This window comes from Staphylococcus simulans (assembly GCF_003043455.1).
Taxonomy (GTDB): domain Bacteria; phylum Bacillota; class Bacilli; order Staphylococcales; family Staphylococcaceae; genus Staphylococcus; species Staphylococcus simulans_A.
On record NZ_PZGG01000037.1, the window covers coordinates 1 to 24,714 of the forward strand.

Consider the following 24,714-nt stretch of genomic DNA (forward strand, 5'->3'; position numbering starts at 1 on the left):
ATATGATGAATGAAGTAGAATGTGTTGAGACAGTTGAAGCAAGCCTCTTTTTAATGTATTTATCCAAATGTATTTTTAGAGCGTTGAGGGCATAAAATTACATGATAAATAAACATAAACTGATGGTTGCTGAGGCTGTAATTCAATTACTAAATAAGGGGCTGAATGAATTGAGTCATTTATCAGATTTGGATATCGCGAATCAAGCTACATTACAACCAATTAAAGACATTGCAGAAAAGATTGGTATTTCGGAAGATGCTTTAGAACCATATGGTCACTATAAAGCCAAAATCGACATCAACCAATTAAAAGACAATGGGGACAAAGGGAAAGTTGTTCTTGTTACTGCAATGAGTCCGACACCAGCTGGTGAAGGTAAATCAACTGTAACTGTTGGTTTAGCAGATGCATTCCACGAACTAGGAGAAAATGTCATTATGGCATTACGTGAACCTGCATTAGGTCCAGTGTTCGGTATTAAAGGTGGCGCAACTGGCGGCGGCTACGCACAAGTATTACCGATGGAAGATATCAACTTACACTTTAACGGTGACTTCCATGCGATTACTACAGCAAACAATGCTTTATCAGCATTCATTGATAACCACATCCATCAAGGTAACGCGTTAGGTATTGACCAACGTCGTATCGAATGGAAACGTGTGTTAGACATGAACGACCGTGCATTAAGACAAGTTGTTGTAGGTCTTGGCGGACCAACACAAGGTGTTCCACGTGAAGATGGATTCAACATCACAGTAGCATCTGAAATTATGGCAATTCTTTGCTTAAGCACTGGCTTAAAAGACTTAAAAGAAAGCATTTCAAAAATTACAGTTGCTTATACACGTGATCGTAAACCGATTACAGTTGCAGATTTAGAAGTTGAAGGTGCACTTGCGATGATTCTTAAAGATGCAATCAAACCTAACTTAGTTCAATCAATTGAAGGTACACCAGCGTTAATCCATGGTGGACCATTCGCAAACATTGCACATGGTTGTAACTCAATTCTTGCAACGGAAACAGCACGTAAACTAGCTGATGTTGTGGTGACTGAAGCTGGTTTCGGTTCAGACTTAGGTGCTGAAAAATTCATGAATATCAAATCACGTAAAGCAGGATTCGAACCAAGTGCAGCCGTAGTTGTTGCGACAATTCGTGCATTGAAAATGCATGGCGGCGTAGCGAAAGATGACTTGAAAGAAGAAAATGTTCAAGCAGTCAAAGATGGTTTAGAAAACTTAGCACGTCATATCAAAAACATCCGTTCATTCGGTGTAGAACCAGTTGTAGCATTAAACGCATTCGTAGCAGATACAGATGCTGAAACTAAAGTAGTTGAAGACTGGGCAAAAGAAAACAATGTACGCATTGCTTTAACTGAAGTTTGGGAAAAAGGCGGTAAAGGCGGCATTGAATTAGCTGAACAAGTGAAAGAAGTATTAAATGAAAAACATGATTTCAAAAATACTTACGAACTTGAAGAACCAATCGAAGAAAAAATCGAAAAAATTGTTAAAAACATCTATGGCGGTAAAAAAGTAACATTTACTAGCAAAGCACAAAAACAATTAAAACAAATTAAAGATAACGGTTGGGACAACTACCCAGTTTGTATGGCTAAAACACAATATTCATTCTCAGATGATAAAGATTTATTAGGTGCGCCTGATGATTTCGAAATCACAATCAGAGAATTACAAGCTAAAACAGGTGCTGGCTTTATCGTTGCTTTAACAGGTGCGATTATGACAATGCCTGGCTTACCTAAGAAACCAGCAGCACTAAATATGGACGTTACTGAAGACGGCCATGCGAAAGGTTTATTCTAATATAAACTTTAAATAAGACAGACCCTGAAGTGTGAGTTTTTCACTCATATCTTCAGGGTCTTTTTGTCATTAAATGGGCTTCTATATCATATTTTTCTGCTTTTTCATACGTAGCTTCAGAAATCAATCCTTCAACCCTCATACGCCACAACACATAATGTTGACGTTGTAATCCTATATCAAGCTCATCTTTAGGCTTAAGTGTGCCATCAGCTTGATAAGGCGTATAGTAATAGGGGCTTTGTACTAATCCGACGAGATAAGCCGCTTCAGGCACATTCACATCACTCGGTGGTTTCCCGAATAAACTAAACGAAGCGGATCCAATACCGGTAATGTTATCACCGTTATAATCACGCCCAAAAGGTACGATATTCAAATACGTATATAAGATTTCTTCTTTAGTCATAATCCGTTCAAGTTTGAGTGCCAATACAATTTCATTTGCTTTACGATTATAGGTCTTATCATTATTCAGCACTTGATTTTTAATCACTTGTTGCGTAATGGTACTGCCGCCTGAAGACACCTCAGTTTCAAAAATATCTTGGTAAATGGCTCTTAGTAACGCCTTAGGTAAGATACCATCATGTTTATAGTACAAAGAATCTTCAGAAGCGATTAACGCTTTTGGTATTAAAGCATTCACACTTTTTGGACCTACTAATAAAGGATTTTGTGAGTGATCATATTGTGTTAAGAAATCTTTCTTAGCATAATTGACTTGTTCATCACCAGGTACGTTCAGGACAGCTTCGCGTAGTTCTGAATCTGTAATATTTTCTGATTGAGCCGTCATACTCATGAAGAAACCGACTAATAAACCGGTTGCTAAACTCATAGTCAGCAAAATAATAATGAACAGCCAAACGAAAGAATATTTAATCCGCTTATACCATTGTTCAAAGATACGAAGCGGGGTAGAAGCTAAGGGTTCATTAAGTTTAAATGGTTTCATGTTTCGCCTCCGTTAATTAAACATAGTATAGCATAATTGAATTCAAGTTGACTTTTAAAAAACAGTTGATTATAATGAAATCAAATTAATATGTTTTGGATAAGGAAAAGTAACTCATTTGATTGTTTTCAGAGAACTGGTGGTCGCTGCGAACCAGTAACAACAAATAAGCGAATACACCTGTTGCCTTCATTGTAAGTATCCAACGTTTGACTTAATGAACGTATCATTAATGATAGTAACCTTTTTAAGTATGGTGGTACCGTGCAATAGATGCGCCCTTACAGAATTCGTCTGTAAGGGTTTTTTTTATTTCCAAATTTCTAAAACACAACAAACACAAAATATGAGGAGGAATATAAAATGACAAATGAATTATTACAAGACTTAGAGTGGCGTGGCTTAGTATATCAACAAACAGATGCTGAAGGATTAAAAACATTATTAGATAAAGAACAAGTGACATTATACTGTGGTGTAGACCCGACTGCAGATAGTATGCATATTGGTCATTTATTGCCATTATTAACATTACGTCGTTTCCAAGAATACGGTCATAAACCGATTGTTTTAATTGGCGGCGGTACAGGTATGATTGGTGATCCATCAGGCAGAACGGACGAACGTGTGTTACAAACAGAATCACAAGTTGAAGACAACGTACGTGGTATCAGTGCACAAATGGACAAAATCTTTAATTTTGATGGGGAAGGCGCAGCACAACTCGTTAACAATAAAGACTGGTTAAGCCAAATTTCTTTAATCGATTTCTTACGTGATTACGGTAAACATGTAGGTGTGAATTACATGTTAGGTAAAGACTCAGTGCAATCTCGTTTAGAAAAAGGAATTTCATACACTGAATTCACATATATGATTTTACAAGCAATCGACTTCGGTCATTTAAACCGTGAGTATAACTGTAAAGTACAAATCGGCGGTTCTGACCAATGGGGCAACATTACAAGTGGTATCGAATTAATGCGTCGTATGTACGGTCAAACAGAAGCATTCGGGTTCACTATCCCATTAGTTACAAAAGCAGATGGTAAAAAATTCGGTAAATCAGAATCAGGTACGGTTTGGTTAGATGCTGAGAAAACGAGCCCTTATGAACTATACCAATTCTGGATCAATACATCAGATGAAGATGTCATCAAGTTCTTAAAATACTTTACATTCTTAGATAAAGCAGAAATCGAACGATTAGAAGCATCTAAAAATGAAGCACCTCATAAACGTGAAGCACAAAAAGCATTGGCTGAAAACGTGGTAAGCTTCATTCATGGACAAGCAGCTTTAGATGATGCCATCCGTATTTCAGAAGCTTTATTCAGCGGTAATTTAAAAGCATTAAGCAGCCAAGAATTACGTGAAGGGTTCAAAGATGTACCACAAGCAGCAGTAAGCCAAGATACAACAAATATTGTTGATTTCATTGTAGAAGCGGGCATTTCTTCTTCTAAACGTCAAGCGCGTGAAGATGTCTCAAACGGTGCGATTTACATTAACGGTGAACGTCAACAAGATTTAAAATATGAAATTACTGACGAAGATAAAATTGATAATGAATTTACAATTGTACGTCGCGGTAAAAAGAAATACTTCATGGTGAAATACCAATAATAGAGTTATTTCGAAAATGAAACTAACTAAAAACGCTTGAAGAGGGCAAAAACCTTCTCCAAGCGTTTTTAATATGTGTTGATGTGATTATTTTTTACCTAAGCGTACATCTAAGTCTTGTTTTTTGCCATCACGAATTATTTTAACTTTCAATGTTTCGCCTGGCTTTTTGTTTTCATATAAGTAAGATCTTAAATCACTATCATCTTTAATAGCTTTACCATCTGCTTCAATGATAATATCGCCTTCTTTAAGTTCACTGCTGCCTGATGCTTTCGCCACATAGACACCATCATTACGATCAGTATCCAATTCGCGTTTATAACGTTCAGGGATATCACTGATATTGATTGTACCGATACCAATAGAAGGACGTTCGACTTTACCGTGTTTAACAAGTTGCTCAATTGTAATTTTCACTTCATTACTTGGAATCGCAAATCCGATACCTTCAACTTGTGCCATTGAGATCTTCATAGAGTTAATGCCGACTAAATCGCCATCTAAATTGACTAAAGCACCACCTGAGTTACCAGGATTGATTGCCGCATCTGTTTGTAGTACAGACACTTTATTATTACCTGCAGATGTTTGTGTTTCAATTGTACGTTCATTCGCAGAAATGATACCTGATGTCACAGTATTCGCAAATTCTAATCCTAATGGGTTACCGATCGCGAAGACGCTGTCACCTGTTTTAACTTTAGAAGAGTTTGCGAATTTGATTGCTTTTGTACCTGGTGCATTCTCAATTTTCAATACCGCAATATCCGTTAGGGCGTCTTTACCGACTAATTTAGCATCAACTTGTTTGGTGTCATGTAATTGGACTTTGATTTCACTTGCACCATCTACAACGTGATTGTTTGTCACAATATAAGCGCCGTCACCTGATTTTTGATAAATTACACCAGAACCGATGCCGGCTTCTTGTGATTTACCAGCATTTCCGTTAAAGAAATCTTCCAAGCTTTGTGCTTTCTGCATATTGATGACACCTACAATAGAAGGCGAGACATCGTTAATCATTTGATTGACAGATTTATATTTTGAACTTTTACCGTCTAAAACGTTGCCACCTTTACTATTTGAAGCTTCTTGTACGGTGGCACCGTCGTTTGATGAATTCATCAATTTCGAGGCACCGAAGACAATTAAAGCACCGACAATTCCCGATAGTAAAGCGATGAGAATCACACGTAACCATGGGAATGAACGTTTAGGCGGTTGATGATTTTCATTATAGTATTCAGTCATTGAATTCCTCCCAATATGTTTCTTTTTATTATTATCATATGTTTAGTTCATAATTTCTACTAATTTGCTATGGGGTGTGACAAATTCAAGTATGCCTATTGATGTCAGAATCAACAGAAGCTTGAAATAGGCTTGTTGCTGAGAGGCGGAAGTGATAGAATTTGTATAGTTAAATAAACAATTTAGTAGGTGACAGAATGTATAAATTTATCAGCAGTATTTTATATTGGATTATTGTCAAACTAAGTAAATCACTTAAAGTTTATGGTAGAGAAAATATTCCGCAGCTTAATCGTTATGTGGTGACCTGCAACCATGAAAGTTATAACGAAGTGATTATGCTCGGCATGGCACTTTACCCAAATCAAATCCATTATATGGCTAAAAAAGAGTTGTTTTATAATCCAGCTTTCGGCAACTTCTTAAAATCATTAAATGCCTTCCCAGTGGATCGTGAAAATCCGGGACCAAGTACGATTAAAACACCTGTGAATTTATTAAAGAAAAATAAAACAATCGGCATGTTCCCAGCAGGACATCGTACTTCTGAAGAAACACCATTAAAACGTGGTGCAGCTACGATTGCTATGATGGCAAAGGTACCTATCGTACCTGCTGCTTATGAAGGTCCAGATAAAATTATGGGCATGGTAACAGGTAAAGCGAAAATTATCTTCGGTGAACCGATTGATACCAATGACTTACCAGACCATTTAAAGAAACGTCATGAAAAAGTGGATTATATTACACAAGAATTAACTAAACGCACTAGAGCTTTACAACAAGAATTGAAACAGTTACCTAAATAATAACATGACACAAAAGTCAGATGATGGTAGAGAACACAGCTCCTTCACCGCATCTGACTTTATTTTTGTGCATTTTATATCATTTTATATAGAGAGAAGGAATGAACAGTGTATAACTTTTTACAACGTCTTGGACGTTCATTAATGTTGCCAGTTGCCGTCTTACCCGCAGCAGCTATTATTATTGGTATCGGTAACTTATTAAAAGCATTAGAGGTTACACCAACTTTAGCTGAATTTATTTTCCAAAGTGGTATCGCAGTATTAGATCAACTTGGTTTATTATTTGCGATTGGTGTGGCATTAGGTATGGCCAAAAAGAACGACGGATCTGTCGCACTTGCAGCCGTTGTGGGTTACTTTGTAGTGACATCAGTACTAAAAACAGAAACTTTAGCAGAAATTATGCAAGTGAAAGAAGATAGTTTAAATATCGGTTTTTCAGCAATGAATAACCAAAACGTTTTTATCGGTTTGATTATTGGTTTAATTGCAGCTTTTTGTTACAACAAATTCAGCGCAACAGAATTACCGACTGCTTTATCATTCTTTAGTGGTAAGCGATTAGTACCCATTATGACAGCATTCTTATCAGTTATTTTAACTGTTGTTTTACTATTTGTATGGCCATTCGTATATAGTGGCATTATTGCATTTGGTAAATGGATTATGGATTTCGGCGCATTTGGCGCATTCTTGTACGGCTTTTTCAACCGTTTATTAATTCCGACTGGATTACATCACGCGTTAAATTCAGTATTCTGGTTTGATTTAGCAGGTATTAATGATATTGCTAAATTCCAAACTGGTGAAGGTGCGGTTAAAGGTATCACGGGCAGATATATGGCTGGTTTCTTCCCAGTGATGATGTTTGGTGTACCTGCAGCTGCTTTAGCTATGTATCAAACAGCAGAATCTAAACAAAAGAAACGTGTCGCGGGTTTAATGCTTGCTGGTTCCATCTCAGCTTTCTTCGTCGGTGTAACTGAACCGATTGAGTTTGCATTTATGTTTGCGGCACCGGTATTGTTTGTGATTCATGCATTATTAACAGGTTTATCCTTATTTATCGCTGCATTGTTCCATTGGACTGCAGGGTTCTCATTTAGTGCAGGATTAATTGACTTCTTGCTATCATTAATTAATCCAGTTTCAAACCATCCATGGATGTTGATGGTCCAAGGCGTTGTATTCTTTGTGATTTATTATATTGTATTCAGAGTCGCAATCTCTGTCTTTAATTTAAATACACCTGGACGTGGAGATGAACAAATTGCGGATCCTGTAGATGAAGAGGCTGAAGATGCATCAACAACACAAGGTAAAGGCGGTAAGTATACCGCAATGTCTTCACAAATCATTTCTGGTTTAGGAGGCAAAGAAAATATTACTTCATTAACGAACTGCGCCACACGATTACGTTTAGAGGTAGCGAATATCGATCAAATTGATAAAGCGCAAATTAAACAATCAGGTGCTGCAGGTGTAACGACAAGCGGTCAGCATAATGTTCAAGTGATTATAGGTACCCAAGTACAACAAGTCGCAGATGAAGTAGAAAGACAATTAGAAACAGAATAAAGTAAAGAGAACGGAGACGCTTTGTGAAGAGTTGTCTCCGTTCTATTGCTTATTTATGTATAAGTTTGTATAATATTAATTATTCTGAATTTTCCGAAGTAGGTGGAGAAATGAAAGCAGTATTATTTGATGTTGATGGTGTATTTTTAAGTGAAGAAAGGTGTTTTGATGTATCAGCGTTGACGGTATACGAGATGTTGATGAGTCAGCACTTTTTAAAGTTAATGCCGACAGTGACATTTAATTCTATTAATGATAGTGAAATCAACTTGATTCGCCAAGTTGTTTTTGATCAAGATAACATCTTAAATGCGATGAAATCTCGTGGTTTGAATTCCAACTGGGATATGTTGTTTATCGTGTTATCGATTCATTTGATTGATTTACTCAAAACGTTATCGAAAGAAGATAGGGAAGCCTTTTTAACAGCGCATCCGTTTACAGATGTGACCATTCAGGAAGTAGGAGAATTGGTTGGTCGTCAACAAGTCGACTTTATGAAGCCGCTTCACTTCATCGAAAACGCAGAATCAGGTAAAACAAAAATTTATCGTGATTTACGCAACTATGCGGCAGAACAACTTGATACAGATCATACGGAATTATTTGAAATTCGCAGTCCTTTATGGGAAATTGCACAAGAAGTTTTCCAAGAATGGTATTTAGGACATCGTTTATATCGTAAGGTTGAGGAAAAAATTCCGAGAAGCGATTTTAAAACAGGGTATATTTATCATGAAGAAGAATTGGCAGAAGCGGATAAAATCAAAACTTTATTAAATGACTTAAAAGCAGCGGGCTATACGTTAGCTGTTGCGACCGGACGCCCAAGAACGGAAACTTTAGTGCCGTTTGAAGATAAAGGATTCCTAAAATACTTTGATGAGTCACATGTCGTTTCTGCGACAGAAGTATTAAAAGCAGAAGAAATGTTTCCTGAATTAAAACCTTTGGGTAAACCGAACCCATTTTGTTACGTGGCTGCATACAACGGTAATAATGAAGCAGATTATCGAAATTATGCTGAACAACAAGAACAGATATTTGCTGGAGAAGAGATATACATAGTTGGAGACTCTCTCGCAGATTTATTTAGCGCACAAAAGACAGGTGCTACGTTTATCGGGACTTTAACAGGTTTAAAAGGGAAAAAAGCCAAAGAAGAATTAGAATCGTATCACGCAGATTATATTGTGGATAATGTGTTAGATATTCGCTCAATTTTATTGTAATGAAAAAACCAGCAAACTTGGATTTGAACTCCAGTTTGCTGGTTTTTTACTTTTTATTATTTATTTAAATCTACGAATTGTATAGATTCAAAACCATCGATTTGATGTAATGCGTCGATGACTTCATCAGAGACAGGCATGTCGACAGAGATGATCATCATCGCATTACCGCCTTGTGTAGTACGTCCTAAATGCATAGAAGCGATATTGATATCGTATTCACCTAGGATTTGTCCCGTGCGTCCTACGATACCTGGACGGTCTTGGTGATGGATGACCAATTGATATTTTTCTGGTTTGAAATCAACAGGGTAGTCGTTGATTTGAACGATACGTGGACCATAGCCATTTAAAACAGTGGCACCGACTGTTACTTTACGATCTCTGTTGATCATTGTTAATTCAATGTAGTTGTTGAAAGAACGTGATTTCGCATCTTTTTCAACATTATAAACTACATTTTGTTCATTTAATAAGAAAAGGGCGTTAACTAAGTTCACACGTTCAGCTAAATCTTGAGATAAAATACCTTTAGCAATAGTACGTGTTAGAATATTTGTATCTTCTTTAACTAATTCACCACTGAATTTAATTTTCAATTCACGTGGCGCTTTACCTAATAATTGGATACACACTTTGCCAACCATGTCACATAAGTTCAAGTATTCTTGTAACTCATTATCTTCTTCACCAAAAATCATTTTTGGTGCATTGACTGCATGACGGACATTGCCAGTATGGAAGAATTCTTCTATTTCATTTGAAACAGAGACCGCCACTTTTTCTTGAGCTTCAACTGTAGACGCACCTAAGTGCGGTGTGACAACAATTTTATCGTGCTTAGTTAAAGGTGAATCAGTCGCAGGTTCATGTTCAAACACATCAATGGCAGCACGTGCGATTAAACCTTGGTCTAATGCGTCAACTAAAGCTTGTTCATCAATAATACCGCCACGAGCGACATTGATGATTTGTAGGTTAGGTTTTGCTTGTGCAAAGAAATCTGCGTCGATTAAACCTTTAGTTTTAGGTGTCAGTGGGGTATGCACTGTTACAAAATCAGCACGTTGTGCAATTTCATCAACTGTTGCGCGTTCGATGTCTAATTCTTTTGCTTTTTCAGCAGTTAAGTAAGGGTCAAAAGCGATAATTTTCATACCGAAACTTTTCGCACGTTTCGCAACACCGAGTCCGATACGTCCTGTACCGATGATACCTAACGTTTTATGATATAACTCTGTACCTTTGAATTGAGAACGATTCCATTTGCCTTCTTTTAATGATTGATTGGCTTCAGGAATTTGACGCGCCATTGCAAGTATCATTGCCATTGAATGTTCAGTTGCAGAGATGGTATTCCCATCAGGAGCATTAATCACTAATACACCATGTTTCGTAGCAGCATCTCTATCAATATTATCGACACCAACACCTGCACGTGCAATAATCTTTAAGTTTTCCGCAGCTTCAATGACTTCAGGTGTGACTTGTGTTTGGCTTCGGATGATTAAACCGTCATATGCTTTGATTTTTTCTATTAATTCATCTGGAGAAAGTCCTGTATCAATATCTACTTCAAAATCTGGATCGTCTAATAATGTTTGTAAACCATCTTTAGCAATGGGATCTGAAACTAAAATTTTATACATAAGCTTTTACCACCCCTAAATATGCTGTAGTACCTTTGCCGATATGTGATTCATGGCGTAATTCTGAAAGTACAATTTCTAATGCGCTGATGCATTGTAAAATGTCGGCAGTATCAATTTGACCTAAGTGACCAATACGAAGAATTTGACCTTTTAATTTACCTTGACCGCCGGCGATAGTGATGTTGAAACGATCTAGCAATTCATTTTTAATGGTTGCGACCTCACTTGGAGAGTTAGGTACAAATGCGGTTACAGTTGGTGAAGCAAATTCATCCTTAACAAGTAAAGGCAGGTCTAAAGCTTTTAATGCTGCTCTTAAACCATCTCTGATTACGTTATGACGTTCTATAACGTTTTCAAAGCCTTGTTCTTCAATCCAATCTGCATAAGCAGCAACACCTTTATAAAGACTTACATTTGGTGTAAATGGTGTTGAATTTTTTTCTGCTGATGCAATGTATTTATTAAAGTCTAAATAAAAGCGTGGTGTTTCAACTTCAGCAAAGCGTGCTTTAGCGCGATCTGAATAAGCTGCAAATGCTAAACCTGGTGGAAGCATGATCGCTTTTTGGCTTCCTGAAACTAATACATCAATGTAGTCGCGTTTTAAGTTTACGTCTACAGCTCCGACACAACTTACACCGTCAACTACAAAGTAAGTATCTGGATAGTTTTTATGAAGTGCTTTACCTAATTCATGAATAGGGTGAAGCACAGAAGTTGATGTTTCACAATATTGACTGTAAACAGCAGTGACAGGTTCAGGTAATGCTTTTAAATATTGAATAAATGCATCCACATCTACTGCTTCTCCCCAAGCGACTTCATAGACATGTACATTTTTAAAATATGTTTGAGCGATTTGTTTATATCGATTACCGAAAGCACCAGAAACGATGACAGCGACATGATCATTTGGATTTAGAATATTAACCATACTTGCTTCTAATGCGCTTGTCCCACTGGAAGTAAAGATTAAAACCTCATTTTCAGCCCCGAATACAGGTTTTAACCCTTTATATGCTTTTTCTGCGATTGCTTCAAATTCTTTTGTGCGATGACCAATCATCGGTTCTTGAATGACGCGTTGAATGCGTTCAGGAATCGGAGTTGGTCCAGGTGTCAATAACAATGGATAATGATACATATAGATTTCCCCCTAATGTAAGATTCATTAATCTTACCAAATATTCCGAAAATAATAAAGGCACTTTAAGTGTATTTTTACTTAAAACCAGATAATTTTATATCAAACCGATATTGTAAGCGTTTTAATATAAAATAACAAGCAACCCAACACAAGGTTGGGTCGTTGTTATAGAATGACTGCATCAATTTGAATATCGACATTACCTCTGATGGAATTAGAAATCATGCAATTATTATCCGCAATTTTTAAAAGTTTATCTAAGCGTTTTTCAAGTGCTTCTTTTTGGTCAGCTTCAACTGTTATTTTTGGATAATGCGTAATTTTTTCCATTTTGAATTTGCCATTAATGAGTGAAGCGGTCCCGACTGAAGATTGATTAATAGATATATTTGTGAAGTGTGCACGTTCTAATGTGGCTGCTAATGAAATGATATAACAAGAAGAGGCAGCAGCAATCAACATTTCATCTGGGTTTGTACCTTCACCAACACCACCAAGTGAACTTGGAATAGAAATGTTTTCGTTTAAAACATCTCCTTTAACAGTACCAGTTTCGTCTCTGCCGCCGCTCCATTGTGTGGTTACAATAAAATCGTGTTCTGCCATATCTCTTTGACCTCCGTATGAATTATGATAGATTGTTTTTACAACAATATTAAAAGGGTGAATAACATGGAAAAAGTGATTCCGAGTGAGAATTTTCAAATTATTGCACATCGTGGTTTCTCATTAGATTATCCAGAAAATACATTATTAGCTTATAAAGCTGCGTTGAATGCTTCTGTAGATATGTTAGAAATTGATGTGCATTTAACTAAAGATCATCAACTCGTTGTTATCCATGATGATAAAATAGATCGAACTTCTAATGGAAGTGGGTATGTTAAAGATTATACGCGAGATGAATTAAAAAGCTATGATTTCGGTTCATGGAAAGATGCGACATTTATCGGTGCGAAAATAATGACATTTAAAGAAGTCGCAAAGTTAGTTGAACCGCATGATACCACTTTATTGATTGAGATTAAGAAACCAAGCAAATATCCCAATATAGAAGAAAAATTGTTGAAAGAAATCGAAGATGCACACTTAGATGCAGATAAAGTTATAATTCAGTCCTTTGATGAAAGAAGTATTGAAAAAATTTCTAAACTCACACGTAAATATCAACTTGGTGTATTGCTAAGCAAGAAAAAATATTTGTTCAAAATGCCGAATTTTAATAAATTAGCTAAATTTTGTCAGTTTGCCAACCCTAATTATGAGTTGGTGAACAAGAAGTTTATAGAAAGAGCACATCTGCATCATCTAAAAGTACTGCCTTATACAGTCAATGATATCAATGATATTCGAAAATTGATGATCGATGGGGTAGACGGTATCATTACAGATGGACCGAATCATTATTTTGAATTAGATTGATTGCTTAGGATATCACTTGTATAATTAAATTATCTAATTAATAGAAGGGAAGATAAGAGAAAAACGTTTATTAAAATAATAGCTGTTTTTCTCGAACAACGATGAAATTCAACCTCAAACCCATCCAAAGACTGGATAAAAAAGAATTAATAAGCTGGATAATCGTCATCATAGGTGTAACGATTTATAGAGTGATTAAACGAAAAAAAGCTAAATCAACACAAGCATAATAAAAGGATGTCTGATTTTACAGGCATCCTTTATTTTTTCTTCATTTTTATGTCTGAGATATTGAACCGTTCATTGATCATGTTATAAGCCCATGGCAGATATTTAGTGAAACCATAAAAGAAACCAAATAACGCGAAAATCGCTTCTCCATTATCTTGAGTAATAGATAATAGAATCAAGGTACTTACAAACACATATACATTAACTACTAAAACAATAAACGCAAAACTTTTAATCACATTATCTACTTCATCATTTTTAAAATATTGATAAGTCATAATAATGACTGAAAGTACAAATGAAATTGCAAGTGATAAGGATAATGCGAACCCAAAATTTGCGATGAAAGCATCAATAATCACTTTCAGTATAGACTTTTCAAAATAGCTTTTATCAAAGTATTCAGTAAAACTTGGTAAGAATATGAGACCGCATATAATATAAAATAACGCTAGTATCATAATCAATGTATTATTTTTCAACCAGTTTTTCACATCGAGTAACTCCTTCTCATTAGTAACTATATTATGACGTAAACAACTGAATTTTACTAGCACTTAAAGAAGGGTAGGGAAAAATAAACATAAAAAAATACTGCACCTTTGAAAAGATGCAGTATCGAAATCTCGGATTTATTATTTACCTGAGTAGTACTCAACGATAAGTTGTTCGTTGATTTCAGCTGGTAATTCGCTACGTTCTGGAATACGTACGAAAGTACCTGATAATTTTTCTTCGTCGAATTCTAAGTATTCTGGTACGAAGTTGTTGATTTCAACTGATTCTTGGATAATGTCTAGTTTTTGAGATTTTTCTCTAACTGAGATCACTTGACCTGGTTTTAAAGTGTATGATGGGATATCAACGCGTCCACCATCTACTTCGATGTGTCCGTGGTTTACTAATTGACGTGCTTGACGACGAGTACGTGCTAAACCTAAAGCATATACAACTGCGTCTAAACGACGAGCAAGTAAACGCATGAAGTTTTCACCGTGAACACCAGATTGTTTACCAGCGATATCGAATGTGTTACGGAATTGTCTTTCAGTGATTCCGTATAAGTAACGTAATTTTTGTTTTTCACGTAATTGAATCGCATATTCTGATAATTTTTTTCTTTGGTTTGGACCATGTTGACCTGGTGCGTAAGGGCGTTTTTCTAACTCTTTACCAGTACCGCTTAAAGAGATACCTAAACGACGAGATTTTTTCCAGTTTGAACCTGTAAATCGAGCCATGTTAAGACTCCTCCTTTTGTTTTTTGTAGTTGTTATGAAAAAACAAAAAAGAGTATTGTATGCTTAATAGGATATATTGTTTTGTGTGTCCTCGCCTCATAGCTCCGGTTACACGGCACGTCCGCGTTGGGAACAACATAGAGCCTATTAATATACAATTGCTACTTTCGTTATTTCACACAAAGAGTATTGTACCATTATGACGAATAAAGTCAAGGGTTTATCCATATTTCCATGTAAAACAATTATTTCACTGTTTGTGCAATTTGTTCTTCAAGGATTTTCATTAGTGAAACCAAACCTTCTTCATCAGTTTGAGTAAAACGTCCTTTAATTGGTGCATCGATATCTAAAAGACCAATGACTTCACCATCACGATGGAGAGGGATCACAATTTCTGATTGACTACGTGCATCACATGCGATGTGTCCTGGAAATTGATGTACATCTTCAACACGTTGTACAATATCTTTTTCAACAGATGTTCCACAAACACCACTGCCGACTTGAATAGGTGTACAAGCTGGTCTACCTTGGAATGGACCTAAAATTAATTGCCCAGCTTCCATTAGATAAAAACCGATCCAGTTAATATTATCTAAATTTTCGTTTAAAAGAGCAGAAGTGTTACTTAGCAAAGTAATTAAATATTTTTCATCTGCATTTAAACCTTTCATTTGTTGTGCGATTGATTGGTAATTTGTCGTCGTTTGTTTCATAAATTATGACCTCTTTTCTGTCTAGCATTTTCCATATTATAATATGTACATCTGTAAGACTTCAATTTAAGGTGCTTATTCTGAATTTTGTATAAAGAAAATTAATATTTTATTTTAATGAGGCAAGAAATTACGCTATAATGAGAAGTGATTAAATAGGAGGAGAAAACAATGGCACTGTATATCATCTTAGCAATTATAATTATTGCACTTATAATTGTCGGTATCATGTTCTATCTCCGTTCTTCAAAACGTCAAGTGGTCGAAAAAACCGAAGAGCGCAAGATAGAGGTTGAGAAACTAACATTAGACGATCGTCTGAGAGAGTTAGACGATTTAACCCTAAAGGGTGAAACACAACTAGAATATGACCGCTTAAAGCGCGAATCATTAAAGAATACTAATGATAATTTAAGTCCGGTTGAAGAGAAAATTCATAATGCGGAAGAAAACTTTGATAAATTCAAATTTGCTGCAGCACAAGCTGAGTTAGACGATGCAAACGCATTAATGGATCGTTATGAAAGTCGACATGCAACATTAACAGAAGAAGTTGAGAATATTCTTGCTGTGCATAAAGAAAGTGACCGCTTATTTGAAGAAAGCAAAGTAGCATATCGTGAAATGAAACGTGATGTTTTAGCAAACCGTCATCAATTCGGTGAAGCGGCAGCACCATTAGAAAAAGAAATTGAGTCATTTGAACCTGAGCTTGTGAAGTATACTGAGTTTAAAGAAGAGGGGAATTACCAACAAGCATATGAGCATATTAAAACGCTCAATGAAGACATCAATTACTTACAAAAAGATATGCAAGAAATTCCGGAATTAATTCGTGAAGCACAAAAAGAACTTCCAGGACAATTCCAAGACTTGAAATATGGTTGCAGAGACTTGAAGGTTGAAGGCTACGATTTAGACCATGTTAAAGTCGACAGTAATTTACAATCAATGAAAACAGAGTTGAGCTTTGTTGAACCGATGATTAGTCGTTTAGAGCTTGAAGAAGCTAATGACAAATTAAACGCGATCAATGATCAACTTGATGAAATGTATGATTTAATCGAGCACGAAGTGAAATCTAAAAATAAAGTAGATGAAACAAAAGAAGTTATCACAAATGACTTGTTCCGTGCGAAAGATACAAATTATACATTACAGACTGAAATTGAATATGTACGCGAGAATTATTATATCAATGAGACAGATATTCAAAATGTACGTCAATTTGAAAATGAAATTCAAAACTTGATTTCAGTTTATGATGAAATCTTAAGAGAAATGTCAAAATCGACAGTACGTTACAGCGAAGTTCAAGATAACTTAGCGTACATTGAAGATCATGTGAAAGTAATTAATGAAAAACAAGAAAAACTTCAAAATCATTTAATTCAATTACGTGAAGATGAAGCAGAAGCAGAAGATAACTTGTTACGTGTACAAAGTAAGAAAGAAGAAATTTACCGTAAGTTGTTAGCTTCTAACTTAACAAGTGTTCCTGAGCGTTTCATTATTATGAAAAACGAAATTGATCATGAAGTTCGTGAAATCAATAGTCAGTTTGATGAGCGTCCAATTCATGTGAAGCATTTGAAAGATAAAGTGACAAAAGTTGTCTTACAAATGAATAATTTTGAAAACGAAGCGATGGATGTATTAGTCAATGCAGTCCTTGCTGAGAAGTTAATTCAATACGGTAACCGTTATCGTAAAGATGACAGCAGCATTGATAAGAGCTTGAACGAAGCAGAACGTCTATTTAAAAACAATAGATACAAACGTGCGATTGAAATCGCAGAACAAGCTTTAGATTCAGTAGATCCTGGTATCTCACAACGTATTGAAGATGAAGTTGTTTCACAAAGTCAAATTTAGCATATTATGTAAGAAGGCGAGAGCAGTATTTGTTCTCGCCTTTTTTTACGTATTGAGAAATCATTGATTTGTGGTAAAATATTAAAATTGGAACAAAAGACTCAAAAAGATAGAATTCATTAAGTGGAAGTGACAAAAAGTGATTTATTTAGATAATGCAGCGACTACAAAACCTGCACAAGATGTGTTAGACACCTTTGTTAAAGTCAACCAAGATTTGTATTTTAATCCGAATAGTCCACACCAAGCAGGTTTGCAAGCCGAACAATTGTTGAAACAAGCAAAGCTACAAATTAATCAAATTCTGAATTTAAAAGATAGATACGATATTATTTTTACGAGTGGTGCGACAGAATCAAATAATATGGCACTAAAAGGTGCTGCCTATAACCGAAAACCATATGCAAATGAAATTATTGTTTCTGTTTTAGAACATCCTTCAGTGCTTGAAGTGATGCGTCATTTAGAAGAAAAAGGGTTTAAATTACGTTATGTCAATGTGACTCAAGCAGGTACAATTGATTTAGAACACTTGAAATCATTGATGAACCCAAATGTTGGACTTGTCACATGCATGCACGTGAATAATATTACTGGTCAAATTCAACCGATTGAAGCGATTGCGGAAATACTTGAAGCATACCCTAAAGCACATTTTCATGTGGATGCTGTACAAGCTATCGGTAAAGTACCGTTACACTTTAATGGTGTAGATAGTATGAGTTTCAGCGGTCATAAGTTTAACGGTTTAAAAGGACAAGGTTTATTACTAGTACGTAACATTCATAATCTTGAACCTGTGATTCATGGCGGAGGACAAGAGTATGGTTTGAGAAGTGGAACCGTCAATTTACCTGTGGATATTGCGATTGTTAAAGCATTGAAACATGCTGTGAATGAACAAGCACAACTCGTATCAAGATTGAATCAATGGAATGAAGACTTACGTGCGTTTTTTAAAGACTACGCAGGCGTTCATGTGAATTCACCGCAACACAGCGCACCGCACATTTTGAATGTCGGTTTTGATGGTGTGAAAGGTGAAGTATTAGTCAATGCTTTCTCGAAACAAGGTGTGATGTTATCTACAACGAGCGCATGTTCATCGAAACACAGCCGTTTAAATGAAGTGTTGCTGGCAATGGGCATCAGTGAATCAAGAATTGAAGGCAGTATCCGGATTTCTATGGGTGCAGTAACAACTGAAGAAGATATTGAAGGTTTTAAAGAAGCGTTTAAAATTGTTTATGAAGAAATGAAGGAGTTGTTAAAGAAATGATCTATGATCATATTTTAGTGCGTTATGGGGAATTAACGCTTAAAGGTGCGAATCGTAAGATGTTTGTGAACCGTTTACGTTCAAATGTCAAACAAGCTTTGATGCCGCTTCAAGGCTACCGTGTCAAAGCTAATCGAGACAGAATGTATATTGAAGTGACACCTGAAGCGGACATCGAAGAAATTATGCGTCGTATCAGCCAAGTATTCGGCGTGAAATCAATCAGTCCTGTGATGAAACTTGAAAAAGATTTGGAAGTTGTAAAAAAACAAGCAAGTGAATTTGCGAAAGCATACGCTGACGGAGATTCATTTAAAATCGATGTAAAACGAGCAGATAAGCAATTTCCTTATGACACATACCAATTACAACGTATGCTCGGCGGTGCGGTATTAGAAAATAATGAGCAAGTCCATGTAAATGTTAAACAACCAGACCATGTGATTAAAACAGAAGTACGCTTAGATGCCATTTACATTTATGACCGTGTCATTGACGGAGTGGGCGGTTTACCAGTCGGCACAGGCGGTAAAACGTTATTAATGTTATCAGGCGGTATTGATTCACCTGTAGCTGGTATGGAAATCATGCGTCGCGGTGTTACTGTTGAAGCCATTCATTTCCATAGCCCACCGTTTACAAGTGAGAAAGCCAAAGAAAAAGTTATTGAATTAACACGTATTTTAGCTGAGCGTGTAGGTCCAATCAAATTGCATATCGTACCATTTACAGAAGTTCAAAAACAAATTCATAAAGTAGTCCATGAACGTTACACGATGACTTCTACAAGAAGAATGATGATGCGTATTGCTGATAAATTGGTACATCAAATTGGTGCAGATGCAATTGTTAATGGCGAAAATTTAGGTCAAGTTGCCAGCCAAACACTCAAAAGTATGTATGCGATTAACCATGTTACATCAACACCTGTATTACGTCCGTTGTTAACTTTAGATAAAGAAGAGATTGTGATTAAAGCTAAACAATATGGCACATTTGAAACATCTATTCAACCATTTGAAGACTGTTGTACAATCTTTACACCTAAAAATCCAGTAACAGAGCCTGACTTTGAAAAAGTGGAACGTTATGAAAGTGTATATGATTTTAGCGAAATGATTGATTGTGCTGTAGAAGGTATTGAAACAATTGAAGTGACTAAAAATTATCAAAGTCAAAAAGACAAAACAACAGAAGCGTTAATGGAAGATTTATTCTAAGTAATATGTGAGTAAAAGGGGTAAACATCGTGGAATGGGATTTGACACTGATATTAATCATAATTGTATTTGGATTTTTAGCAGCATTTATTGATGCGGTAGTCGGTGGCGGTGGTTTGATATCAACGCCGGCTTTGCTCGCTATAGGTCTTCCACCAGCCACAGCGCTTGGAACAAATAAGTTAGCAAGCTCTTTTGGTTCTTTAACCAGTGCAATTAAATTTATTCGTTCAGGCAAAGTTGATTTGAAAATTGTAGGCAAGCTGTTTCCATTTGTCTTTTTAGCAGCAGTGGGTGGGGCGAGTTTAGCATCGTTTCTACCAGCCGCAGTCTTAAAGCCACTCGTCATTATTATTTTAACTATCGTGATGATTTATACACTGGTGCGTAAGGACTGGGGTAGTATACGTACTTATCAAAAACTTTCAACTAAAAAAGCTGTTATTTTTACAAGTGTGTTATTGCTTATAGGCTTTTATGACGGCTTTTTAGGTGGCGGTACTGGATCGTTTATGCTATTCACTTTGCTGATTGTCGGCTTTGACTTTTTAAGTGCTGCAGGTAATGCGAAAGTACTTAATTTTGCTTCTAATATCGGAGCGCTATTGCTTTTTATGTTCTTAGGAAAAGTGGATTACAGCATTGGCTTGATTATGGCTTTCAGTATGATTGTCGGTTCTTATGCAGGTGCGCAATTTGCATTAAGACAAGGGGTCGGTTATGTCAGAGTATTGTTTGTCATCGTAACGAGTGCATTAATTCTGAAAAATATCTATGATTACATTCATCAATGGTTAAGCTAACGTAAACTGCGTCTAAAACTGTACGCAGTTTTTTTCTTATGGACATAAATTTTTCAAATCAATGAATCTTCTCCATGAAATTAGTAAATAGTTTATTCAACCGAAGGATAATTATTGGAGTTGACGTGTTGATATCGGTATAATGGGGTAAAGAAAAAGTACTAACAAAATCTCAGGAGGTTGTTTATTAATATGGTACAAATTACATTTGGCGGAGATCCCGTAACATTAGTAGGTAATGCAGTAGAAGAAGGGCAAGTAGCACCAGACTTCACAGTAGTAAACAATGATTTAGAAGAAGTTACACTTGCAGACTATGATGGCAAGAAAAAATTAATCAGTGCAGTACCTTCAATTGATACAGGCGTTTGTGATAAACAAACTCGTAAATTCAATGAAGAAGCATCAGAAGAAGAAGGCGGCGTAGTGCTTACTATCTCTGAAGACTTACCATTTGCTCAAAAAAGATGGTGTGCAGCAAGCGGTTTAGACAATGTTATTTTATTAAGTGACTATCAAAAACATTCATTTGGTAAAAACTTTGGCGTATTAATGGACGACTTACAATTATTAGCACGTTCAGTATTCGTATTAGATAAAAATAACAAAGTTGTTTACAAAGAAATCGTGAATGAAGGTACAGATTTCCCTGATTTCGAATCTGCATTAAAAGCATATAGAGAACTAGACTAAATCAAAGCATGTATTTGAAATAAATTTAAGTTAATAAATTAGACCAGACTGCTCATAATTAGTGTAAGAATTTAGATTCATTGATTATGAGCAGTCTTTTTAGGAAGGATTTTAATATGGCTGAAGAACAAACAATTATGGAACGTTTGTTTCATGAATTAGATACAAAAACAAAAGAACTCAATAAAGAAAATGGTCAAAGTTTTATTGAGAACTTAGGGCTTGCGATGGAACAGATTTATCGCAATGACCGAGACTTATTAGAACAAGCAACATTAGCAGACCGACGTAAAGCTTTCCAATTTGCATATTTAAGCTTATTACAAGAACAAGATATTCAAGCAAATCATCAAATTACCCCAGATTCTATCGGCTTGATTCTTGGTTTCTTAGTGCAACAGTTCACGCAAGATAAAAAAGAACTGAATATTGTAGATTTGACAAGCGGCAGTGGCCATTTAAGTGCTACTGTACATGAAGTATTAACAGAACAAACATTGATGCATCATCTTGTTGAAGTTGATCCAGTTTTATCTCGTGTAAGTGTGCATTTAGCGAATTTCTTGGAAATTCCGTTTGATGTCTATCCGCAAGATGCGATCTTACCATTGCCGTTTGAAGAAGCGGATGTTGTCATTGGAGATTTACCAGTTGGGTATTATCCAGTAGATGATCGCAGTCATGAAATGAAACTAGGATTTGAAGAGGGACATAGTTATGCACATTTCCTATTAATTGAACAAGCAATTGAGGCGTTAAGAGGTGCAGGTTTTGCATTTTTAATTGTGCCTAGCAATATTTTTGAAGGTGAACATGTAAAACAGCTTGAAAAATTCATTGCAACAGATACAGAAATGCAAGCATTCTTGAACTTGCCGAAAACTTTGTTCAAAACTGAACAATCTCGTAAATCCATCTTGATTTTACAGAAAAAGGAACGCGAGGTAACGCATGCTGTTGAAGTATTGTTAGCCAATATACCAGATTTCAAATCTCCGCAACAGTTTCAAGGATTTTTAAAAGAATTGTCAGAATGGCTGCAACAAAATCATCACAAAAAATAAACTGTAATAATCTTGAAATTGAACTGTATTAATGGTTAAATAGATATGGTAAAAGAAAATGTAAATATTGGAGGCATAGTTTTATGTCAAAATTAGTTTTAGCAATTAACGCGGGTAGTTCATCACTGAAATTCCAACTTATAGAAATGCCTGAAGAAAAACTAGTAAGTAAAGGTTTAATTGAGCGTATCGGTCTTAAAGGCTCAAAAATCACAGTAGAGTATAACGGTCAAAAATTTACTGATGAAAAAGAAATCAGCGACCATGTAAAAGCAGTTGATTTGATGTTAGATAGCTTAATTAGCCACGGTATTATCCGTGACATCAATGATATTGATGGTACAGGTCACCGTGTTGTTCATGGTGGAGAATTATTCCCTGAATCTGCGTTAGTTACAGACGAGGTAGAGAAACAAATTGAATCATTGACAGAATTAGCACCGCTTCATAACCCAGCAAACTTAATGGGTATTCGTGCATTCCGTAAATTATTGCCGAATATTCCTCATGTTGCAGTGTTTGATACATCATTCCATCAAACAATGCCAGAACAAGCGTATTTATACAGCTTGCCATTCCATTACTATAAAGACTATGGTATCCGTAAATATGGTTTCCATGGTACAAGTCACAAATATGTATCACAACGTGCTGCTGAAATCCTAAATCGTCCGATTGAAGAATTACGTATTATTTCTTGTCATATCGGTAACGGTGCATCAATCGCAGCGATCGATGGCGGCGAATCAGTAGATACGTCAATGGGCTTCACACCATTAGCAGGTGTTACAATGGGTACACGCTCTGGTGACATTGACCCAGCGTTGATTCCATATATCATGGAAAAAACAGGTAAAAGTGCTGAAGAAGTATTAGATATCCTAAATAAAGAATCAGGTTTATTAGGTATCTCAGGTACTTCAAGTGACTTACGTGACTTAGAACAAGATGCAGAAGAAGGTAAAACACGTGCTAAATTAGCATTAGATGTATTTGCTTCACGTATCCATAAATATATCGGCTCTTACACAGCTAAAATGCATGGTGTAGACGTTATCGTCTTCACTGCAGGTGTTGGAGAAAACTCTGACGAAGTACGTGGCCGTGTATTAGAAGGTTTAGAATTTATGGGTGTTTATTGGGATCCTAAGAAAAATGAACAAATTCATGGTTCAGAAGGATTTATTAACTACCCACATTCACCAGTTAAAGTATTAGTTATTCCAACTAACGAAGAAGTTATGATTGCACGTGATGCAGTTAAATTCGGTAGTTTATAATTGATAAAAATCATCCAGTTAACAGGGCAGAACGCCTTGTTAACTGGATTTTTTATGTTTGAAGACGTTTTTAAACAAGAAAAAACCGATCAGTTTTTAAACTGATCGGCTAAATTTCATAATTAAAGCAATGGAATTATCTTGCTTGGTATTGTTTACGTAATTCTTCAGTTGCTACTTGAGGTTCGAAATCTTCAGGCATTTCTTCTGTACGAACTACTAGAACATCACAAGGTGAATGACGAACAATAGCTTCTGAAACAGAACCTACGATAAAGCGTTCTACCGCATTCAAACCAGAAGTACCGCAAATTACTAAGTCTGCATTGACTTCTTGTGCGATTTTTTTAGGAATGATTGCTTTAGGTGAACCAAATTCAAGGAGTGTTTCAACGTCTTCCACGCCTTCTTTTTGGGCAAAATCTTTATAACCTCTAAGTAATTCTTCAGCGAATTGTTTAGATTTTTCAGTGAACTGAACATCATAAACCTCGTATGAAGTATATGTTCTAGAGTCAATAACATTAGTGATGATAAGTTTAGCGTTGTTACGTTTCGCCACTTCCACCGCTTTATTGAATGCCCATTCAGCTTCTTGTGATCCATCTACTGCGATTAAAATATTTTTATAAGTTAACATCGTACATGACCTCCTTCTTCTATTCATTTATATTTTACCACATTGACAGAATATTAGAAATAAAAGTAGTGATTGAATTTTTACAGTTGATTGAATTTTATGAATATCTTATCTTTCATGATAATTTAATCTTATCATCCTTTT

22 protein-coding genes are annotated in these 24,714 nt (G+C 35.9%); 13 read left to right on the forward strand and 9 right to left on the reverse strand.

The annotated features are described in order from the left end of the window. Positions 1 to 170: 170 nt before the first annotated feature. Positions 171 to 1,838: a formate--tetrahydrofolate ligase gene (locus BU038_RS07790; RefSeq protein WP_107605543.1), complete on the forward strand. Its 1,668-nt coding sequence runs from the start codon at positions 171 to 173 to the stop codon at positions 1,836 to 1,838. Positions 1,839 to 1,890: 52 nt separating this feature from the next. Here BU038_RS07790 and BU038_RS07795 read toward each other — a convergent pair whose 3' ends face one another. Further along, complete coding sequence (locus tag BU038_RS07795; RefSeq protein WP_107605544.1) at positions 1,891 to 2,796, reverse strand: transglycosylase domain-containing protein; 906 nt, start codon at positions 2,794 to 2,796, stop codon at positions 1,891 to 1,893. Between the two features lie 363 nt (positions 2,797 to 3,159). On the opposite strand from BU038_RS07795, the gene tyrS reads away from it, so the two are divergent. Then, on the forward strand, positions 3,160 to 4,422 hold the full coding sequence (gene tyrS / locus BU038_RS07800) for a tyrosine--tRNA ligase (RefSeq protein WP_107605545.1): 1,263 nt from the start codon (positions 3,160 to 3,162) through the stop codon (positions 4,420 to 4,422). An 87-nt stretch (positions 4,423 to 4,509) separates the two neighbouring features. Here the strand turns inward: tyrS and BU038_RS07805 are convergent, their stop codons facing one another. Continuing rightward, positions 4,510 to 5,679 (reverse strand): S1C family serine protease, encoded by a 1,170-nt coding sequence (locus BU038_RS07805; RefSeq protein WP_107605546.1) that lies wholly within the window; start codon positions 5,677 to 5,679, stop codon positions 4,510 to 4,512. Positions 5,680 to 5,876: 197 nt separating this feature from the next. Between BU038_RS07805 and BU038_RS07810 the strand changes: the two genes are divergently transcribed. The 3 genes from BU038_RS07810 to BU038_RS07820 all read left to right on the forward strand — a co-directional run bounded on the left by BU038_RS07810 (position 5,877) and on the right by BU038_RS07820 (position 9,301). Then, positions 5,877 to 6,488, forward strand: coding sequence for a lysophospholipid acyltransferase family protein (locus tag BU038_RS07810; protein ID WP_107605547.1), 612 nt, complete (start codon positions 5,877 to 5,879; stop codon positions 6,486 to 6,488). Between the two features lie 108 nt (positions 6,489 to 6,596). Then, positions 6,597 to 8,069, forward strand: coding sequence for an N-acetylglucosamine-specific PTS transporter subunit IIBC (gene nagE, locus BU038_RS07815; protein WP_107605548.1), 1,473 nt, complete (start codon positions 6,597 to 6,599; stop codon positions 8,067 to 8,069). 110 nt (positions 8,070 to 8,179) lie between these two features. Continuing rightward, complete coding sequence (locus BU038_RS07820; protein ID WP_107605549.1) at positions 8,180 to 9,301, forward strand: HAD family hydrolase; 1,122 nt, start codon at positions 8,180 to 8,182, stop codon at positions 9,299 to 9,301. 56 nt (positions 9,302 to 9,357) lie between these two features. Here BU038_RS07820 and serA read toward each other — a convergent pair whose 3' ends face one another. From serA to BU038_RS07835, 3 genes are all read right to left on the reverse strand, one after another. After that, positions 9,358 to 10,950, reverse strand: a complete 1,593-nt coding sequence (serA, locus tag BU038_RS07825; RefSeq protein ID WP_107605550.1) for a phosphoglycerate dehydrogenase — start codon at positions 10,948 to 10,950, stop codon at positions 9,358 to 9,360. Further along, the gene (locus BU038_RS07830; RefSeq protein ID WP_107605551.1) at positions 10,943 to 12,100 is read right to left on the reverse strand and encodes a pyridoxal-phosphate-dependent aminotransferase family protein; all 1,158 of its coding nucleotides are present in this window, start codon (positions 12,098 to 12,100) and stop codon (positions 10,943 to 10,945) included. The genes serA and BU038_RS07830 overlap by 8 nt, the downstream gene beginning before the upstream one ends. Positions 12,101 to 12,268: 168 nt before the next feature. Further along, on the reverse strand, positions 12,269 to 12,709 hold the full coding sequence (locus BU038_RS07835) for an SACOL1771 family peroxiredoxin (protein ID WP_107605552.1): 441 nt from the start codon (positions 12,707 to 12,709) through the stop codon (positions 12,269 to 12,271). Between the two features lie 66 nt (positions 12,710 to 12,775). On the opposite strand from BU038_RS07835, the gene BU038_RS07840 reads away from it, so the two are divergent. Further along, entirely contained in the window at positions 12,776 to 13,525 is a 750-nt protein-coding gene (locus BU038_RS07840) for a glycerophosphodiester phosphodiesterase (RefSeq protein ID WP_107605553.1), read from the forward strand. Between the two features lie 260 nt (positions 13,526 to 13,785). On the opposite strand, the gene BU038_RS07845 is transcribed toward BU038_RS07840, so the two are convergent. The 3 genes from BU038_RS07845 to BU038_RS07855 all read right to left on the reverse strand — a co-directional run bounded on the left by BU038_RS07845 (position 13,786) and on the right by BU038_RS07855 (position 15,716). Next, the gene (locus BU038_RS07845) at positions 13,786 to 14,250 is read right to left on the reverse strand and encodes a hypothetical protein (protein ID WP_107605554.1); all 465 of its coding nucleotides are present in this window, start codon (positions 14,248 to 14,250) and stop codon (positions 13,786 to 13,788) included. Positions 14,251 to 14,391: 141 nt separating this feature from the next. Beyond that, positions 14,392 to 14,997 carry a 30S ribosomal protein S4 gene (gene rpsD / locus BU038_RS07850; protein ID WP_107605555.1) on the reverse strand — a complete coding sequence of 202 codons (606 nt, stop codon included), beginning with the start codon at positions 14,995 to 14,997 and terminating at the stop codon, positions 14,392 to 14,394. Between the two features lie 245 nt (positions 14,998 to 15,242). Next, positions 15,243 to 15,716: a GAF domain-containing protein gene (locus BU038_RS07855; RefSeq protein WP_107605556.1), complete on the reverse strand. Its 474-nt coding sequence runs from the start codon at positions 15,714 to 15,716 to the stop codon at positions 15,243 to 15,245. A gap of 171 nt (positions 15,717 to 15,887) precedes the next feature. Here BU038_RS07855 and ezrA point away from each other — a divergent pair, with 171 nt between their 5' ends. The 7 genes from ezrA to BU038_RS07890 all read left to right on the forward strand — a co-directional run bounded on the left by ezrA (position 15,888) and on the right by BU038_RS07890 (position 23,930). Continuing rightward, positions 15,888 to 17,591 carry a septation ring formation regulator EzrA gene (gene ezrA / locus BU038_RS07860; protein WP_107605557.1) on the forward strand — a complete coding sequence of 568 codons (1,704 nt, stop codon included), beginning with the start codon at positions 15,888 to 15,890 and terminating at the stop codon, positions 17,589 to 17,591. 139 nt (positions 17,592 to 17,730) lie between these two features. After that, positions 17,731 to 18,870, forward strand: coding sequence for a cysteine desulfurase family protein (locus tag BU038_RS07865; RefSeq protein WP_107605558.1), 1,140 nt, complete (start codon positions 17,731 to 17,733; stop codon positions 18,868 to 18,870). Further along, positions 18,867 to 20,090 carry a tRNA uracil 4-sulfurtransferase ThiI gene (gene thiI, locus BU038_RS07870; protein WP_107605559.1) on the forward strand — a complete coding sequence of 408 codons (1,224 nt, stop codon included), beginning with the start codon at positions 18,867 to 18,869 and terminating at the stop codon, positions 20,088 to 20,090. The genes BU038_RS07865 and thiI overlap by 4 nt, the downstream gene beginning before the upstream one ends. Positions 20,091 to 20,119: 29 nt before the next feature. Then, on the forward strand, positions 20,120 to 20,893 hold the full coding sequence (locus BU038_RS07875; RefSeq protein WP_107605560.1) for a TSUP family transporter: 774 nt from the start codon (positions 20,120 to 20,122) through the stop codon (positions 20,891 to 20,893). A gap of 192 nt (positions 20,894 to 21,085) precedes the next feature. Further along, positions 21,086 to 21,586, forward strand: coding sequence for a thiol peroxidase (gene tpx, locus BU038_RS07880; RefSeq protein ID WP_107605561.1), 501 nt, complete (start codon positions 21,086 to 21,088; stop codon positions 21,584 to 21,586). 116 nt (positions 21,587 to 21,702) lie between these two features. Then, the gene (locus BU038_RS07885) at positions 21,703 to 22,650 is read left to right on the forward strand and encodes a class I SAM-dependent methyltransferase (protein ID WP_002481187.1); all 948 of its coding nucleotides are present in this window, start codon (positions 21,703 to 21,705) and stop codon (positions 22,648 to 22,650) included. 83 nt (positions 22,651 to 22,733) lie between these two features. Then, positions 22,734 to 23,930 carry an acetate kinase gene (locus BU038_RS07890; RefSeq protein ID WP_107605562.1) on the forward strand — a complete coding sequence of 399 codons (1,197 nt, stop codon included), beginning with the start codon at positions 22,734 to 22,736 and terminating at the stop codon, positions 23,928 to 23,930. A gap of 136 nt (positions 23,931 to 24,066) precedes the next feature. Here the strand turns inward: BU038_RS07890 and BU038_RS07895 are convergent, their stop codons facing one another. Then, positions 24,067 to 24,570 (reverse strand): universal stress protein, encoded by a 504-nt coding sequence (locus BU038_RS07895; protein ID WP_107605563.1) that lies wholly within the window; start codon positions 24,568 to 24,570, stop codon positions 24,067 to 24,069. Positions 24,571 to 24,714 lie beyond the last annotated feature (144 nt).

Excerpts from the sequence above, each read along its gene's own strand:
- BU038_RS07795 (WP_107605544.1), bottom strand. The coding sequence starts at position 2,796 with ATGAAACCATTTAAACTTAATGAACCCTTAGCTTCTACCCCGCTTCGT.
- tyrS (WP_107605545.1), top strand. The coding sequence starts at position 3,160 with ATGACAAATGAATTATTACAAGACTTAGAGTGGCGTGGCTTAGTATAT.
- BU038_RS07805 (WP_107605546.1), bottom strand. The coding sequence starts at position 5,679 with ATGACTGAATACTATAATGAAAATCATCAACCGCCTAAACGTTCATTC.
- BU038_RS07810 (WP_107605547.1), top strand. The coding sequence starts at position 5,877 with ATGTATAAATTTATCAGCAGTATTTTATATTGGATTATTGTCAAACTA.
- BU038_RS07820 (WP_107605549.1), top strand. The coding sequence starts at position 8,180 with ATGAAAGCAGTATTATTTGATGTTGATGGTGTATTTTTAAGTGAAGAA.
- serA (WP_107605550.1), bottom strand. The coding sequence starts at position 10,950 with ATGTATAAAATTTTAGTTTCAGATCCCATTGCTAAAGATGGTTTACAA.
- BU038_RS07830 (WP_107605551.1), bottom strand. The coding sequence starts at position 12,100 with ATGTATCATTATCCATTGTTATTGACACCTGGACCAACTCCGATTCCT.
- BU038_RS07835 (WP_107605552.1), bottom strand. The coding sequence starts at position 12,709 with ATGGCAGAACACGATTTTATTGTAACCACACAATGGAGCGGCGGCAGA.
- BU038_RS07840 (WP_107605553.1), top strand. The coding sequence starts at position 12,776 with ATGGAAAAAGTGATTCCGAGTGAGAATTTTCAAATTATTGCACATCGT.
- rpsD (WP_107605555.1), bottom strand. The coding sequence starts at position 14,997 with ATGGCTCGATTTACAGGTTCAAACTGGAAAAAATCTCGTCGTTTAGGT.
- BU038_RS07855 (WP_107605556.1), bottom strand. The coding sequence starts at position 15,716 with ATGAAACAAACGACGACAAATTACCAATCAATCGCACAACAAATGAAA.
- ezrA (WP_107605557.1), top strand. The coding sequence starts at position 15,888 with ATGGCACTGTATATCATCTTAGCAATTATAATTATTGCACTTATAATT.
- thiI (WP_107605559.1), top strand. The coding sequence starts at position 18,867 with ATGATCTATGATCATATTTTAGTGCGTTATGGGGAATTAACGCTTAAA.
- tpx (WP_107605561.1), top strand. The coding sequence starts at position 21,086 with ATGGTACAAATTACATTTGGCGGAGATCCCGTAACATTAGTAGGTAAT.
- BU038_RS07885 (WP_002481187.1), top strand. The coding sequence starts at position 21,703 with ATGGCTGAAGAACAAACAATTATGGAACGTTTGTTTCATGAATTAGAT.
- BU038_RS07890 (WP_107605562.1), top strand. The coding sequence starts at position 22,734 with ATGTCAAAATTAGTTTTAGCAATTAACGCGGGTAGTTCATCACTGAAA.
- BU038_RS07895 (WP_107605563.1), bottom strand. The coding sequence starts at position 24,570 with ATGTTAACTTATAAAAATATTTTAATCGCAGTAGATGGATCACAAGAA.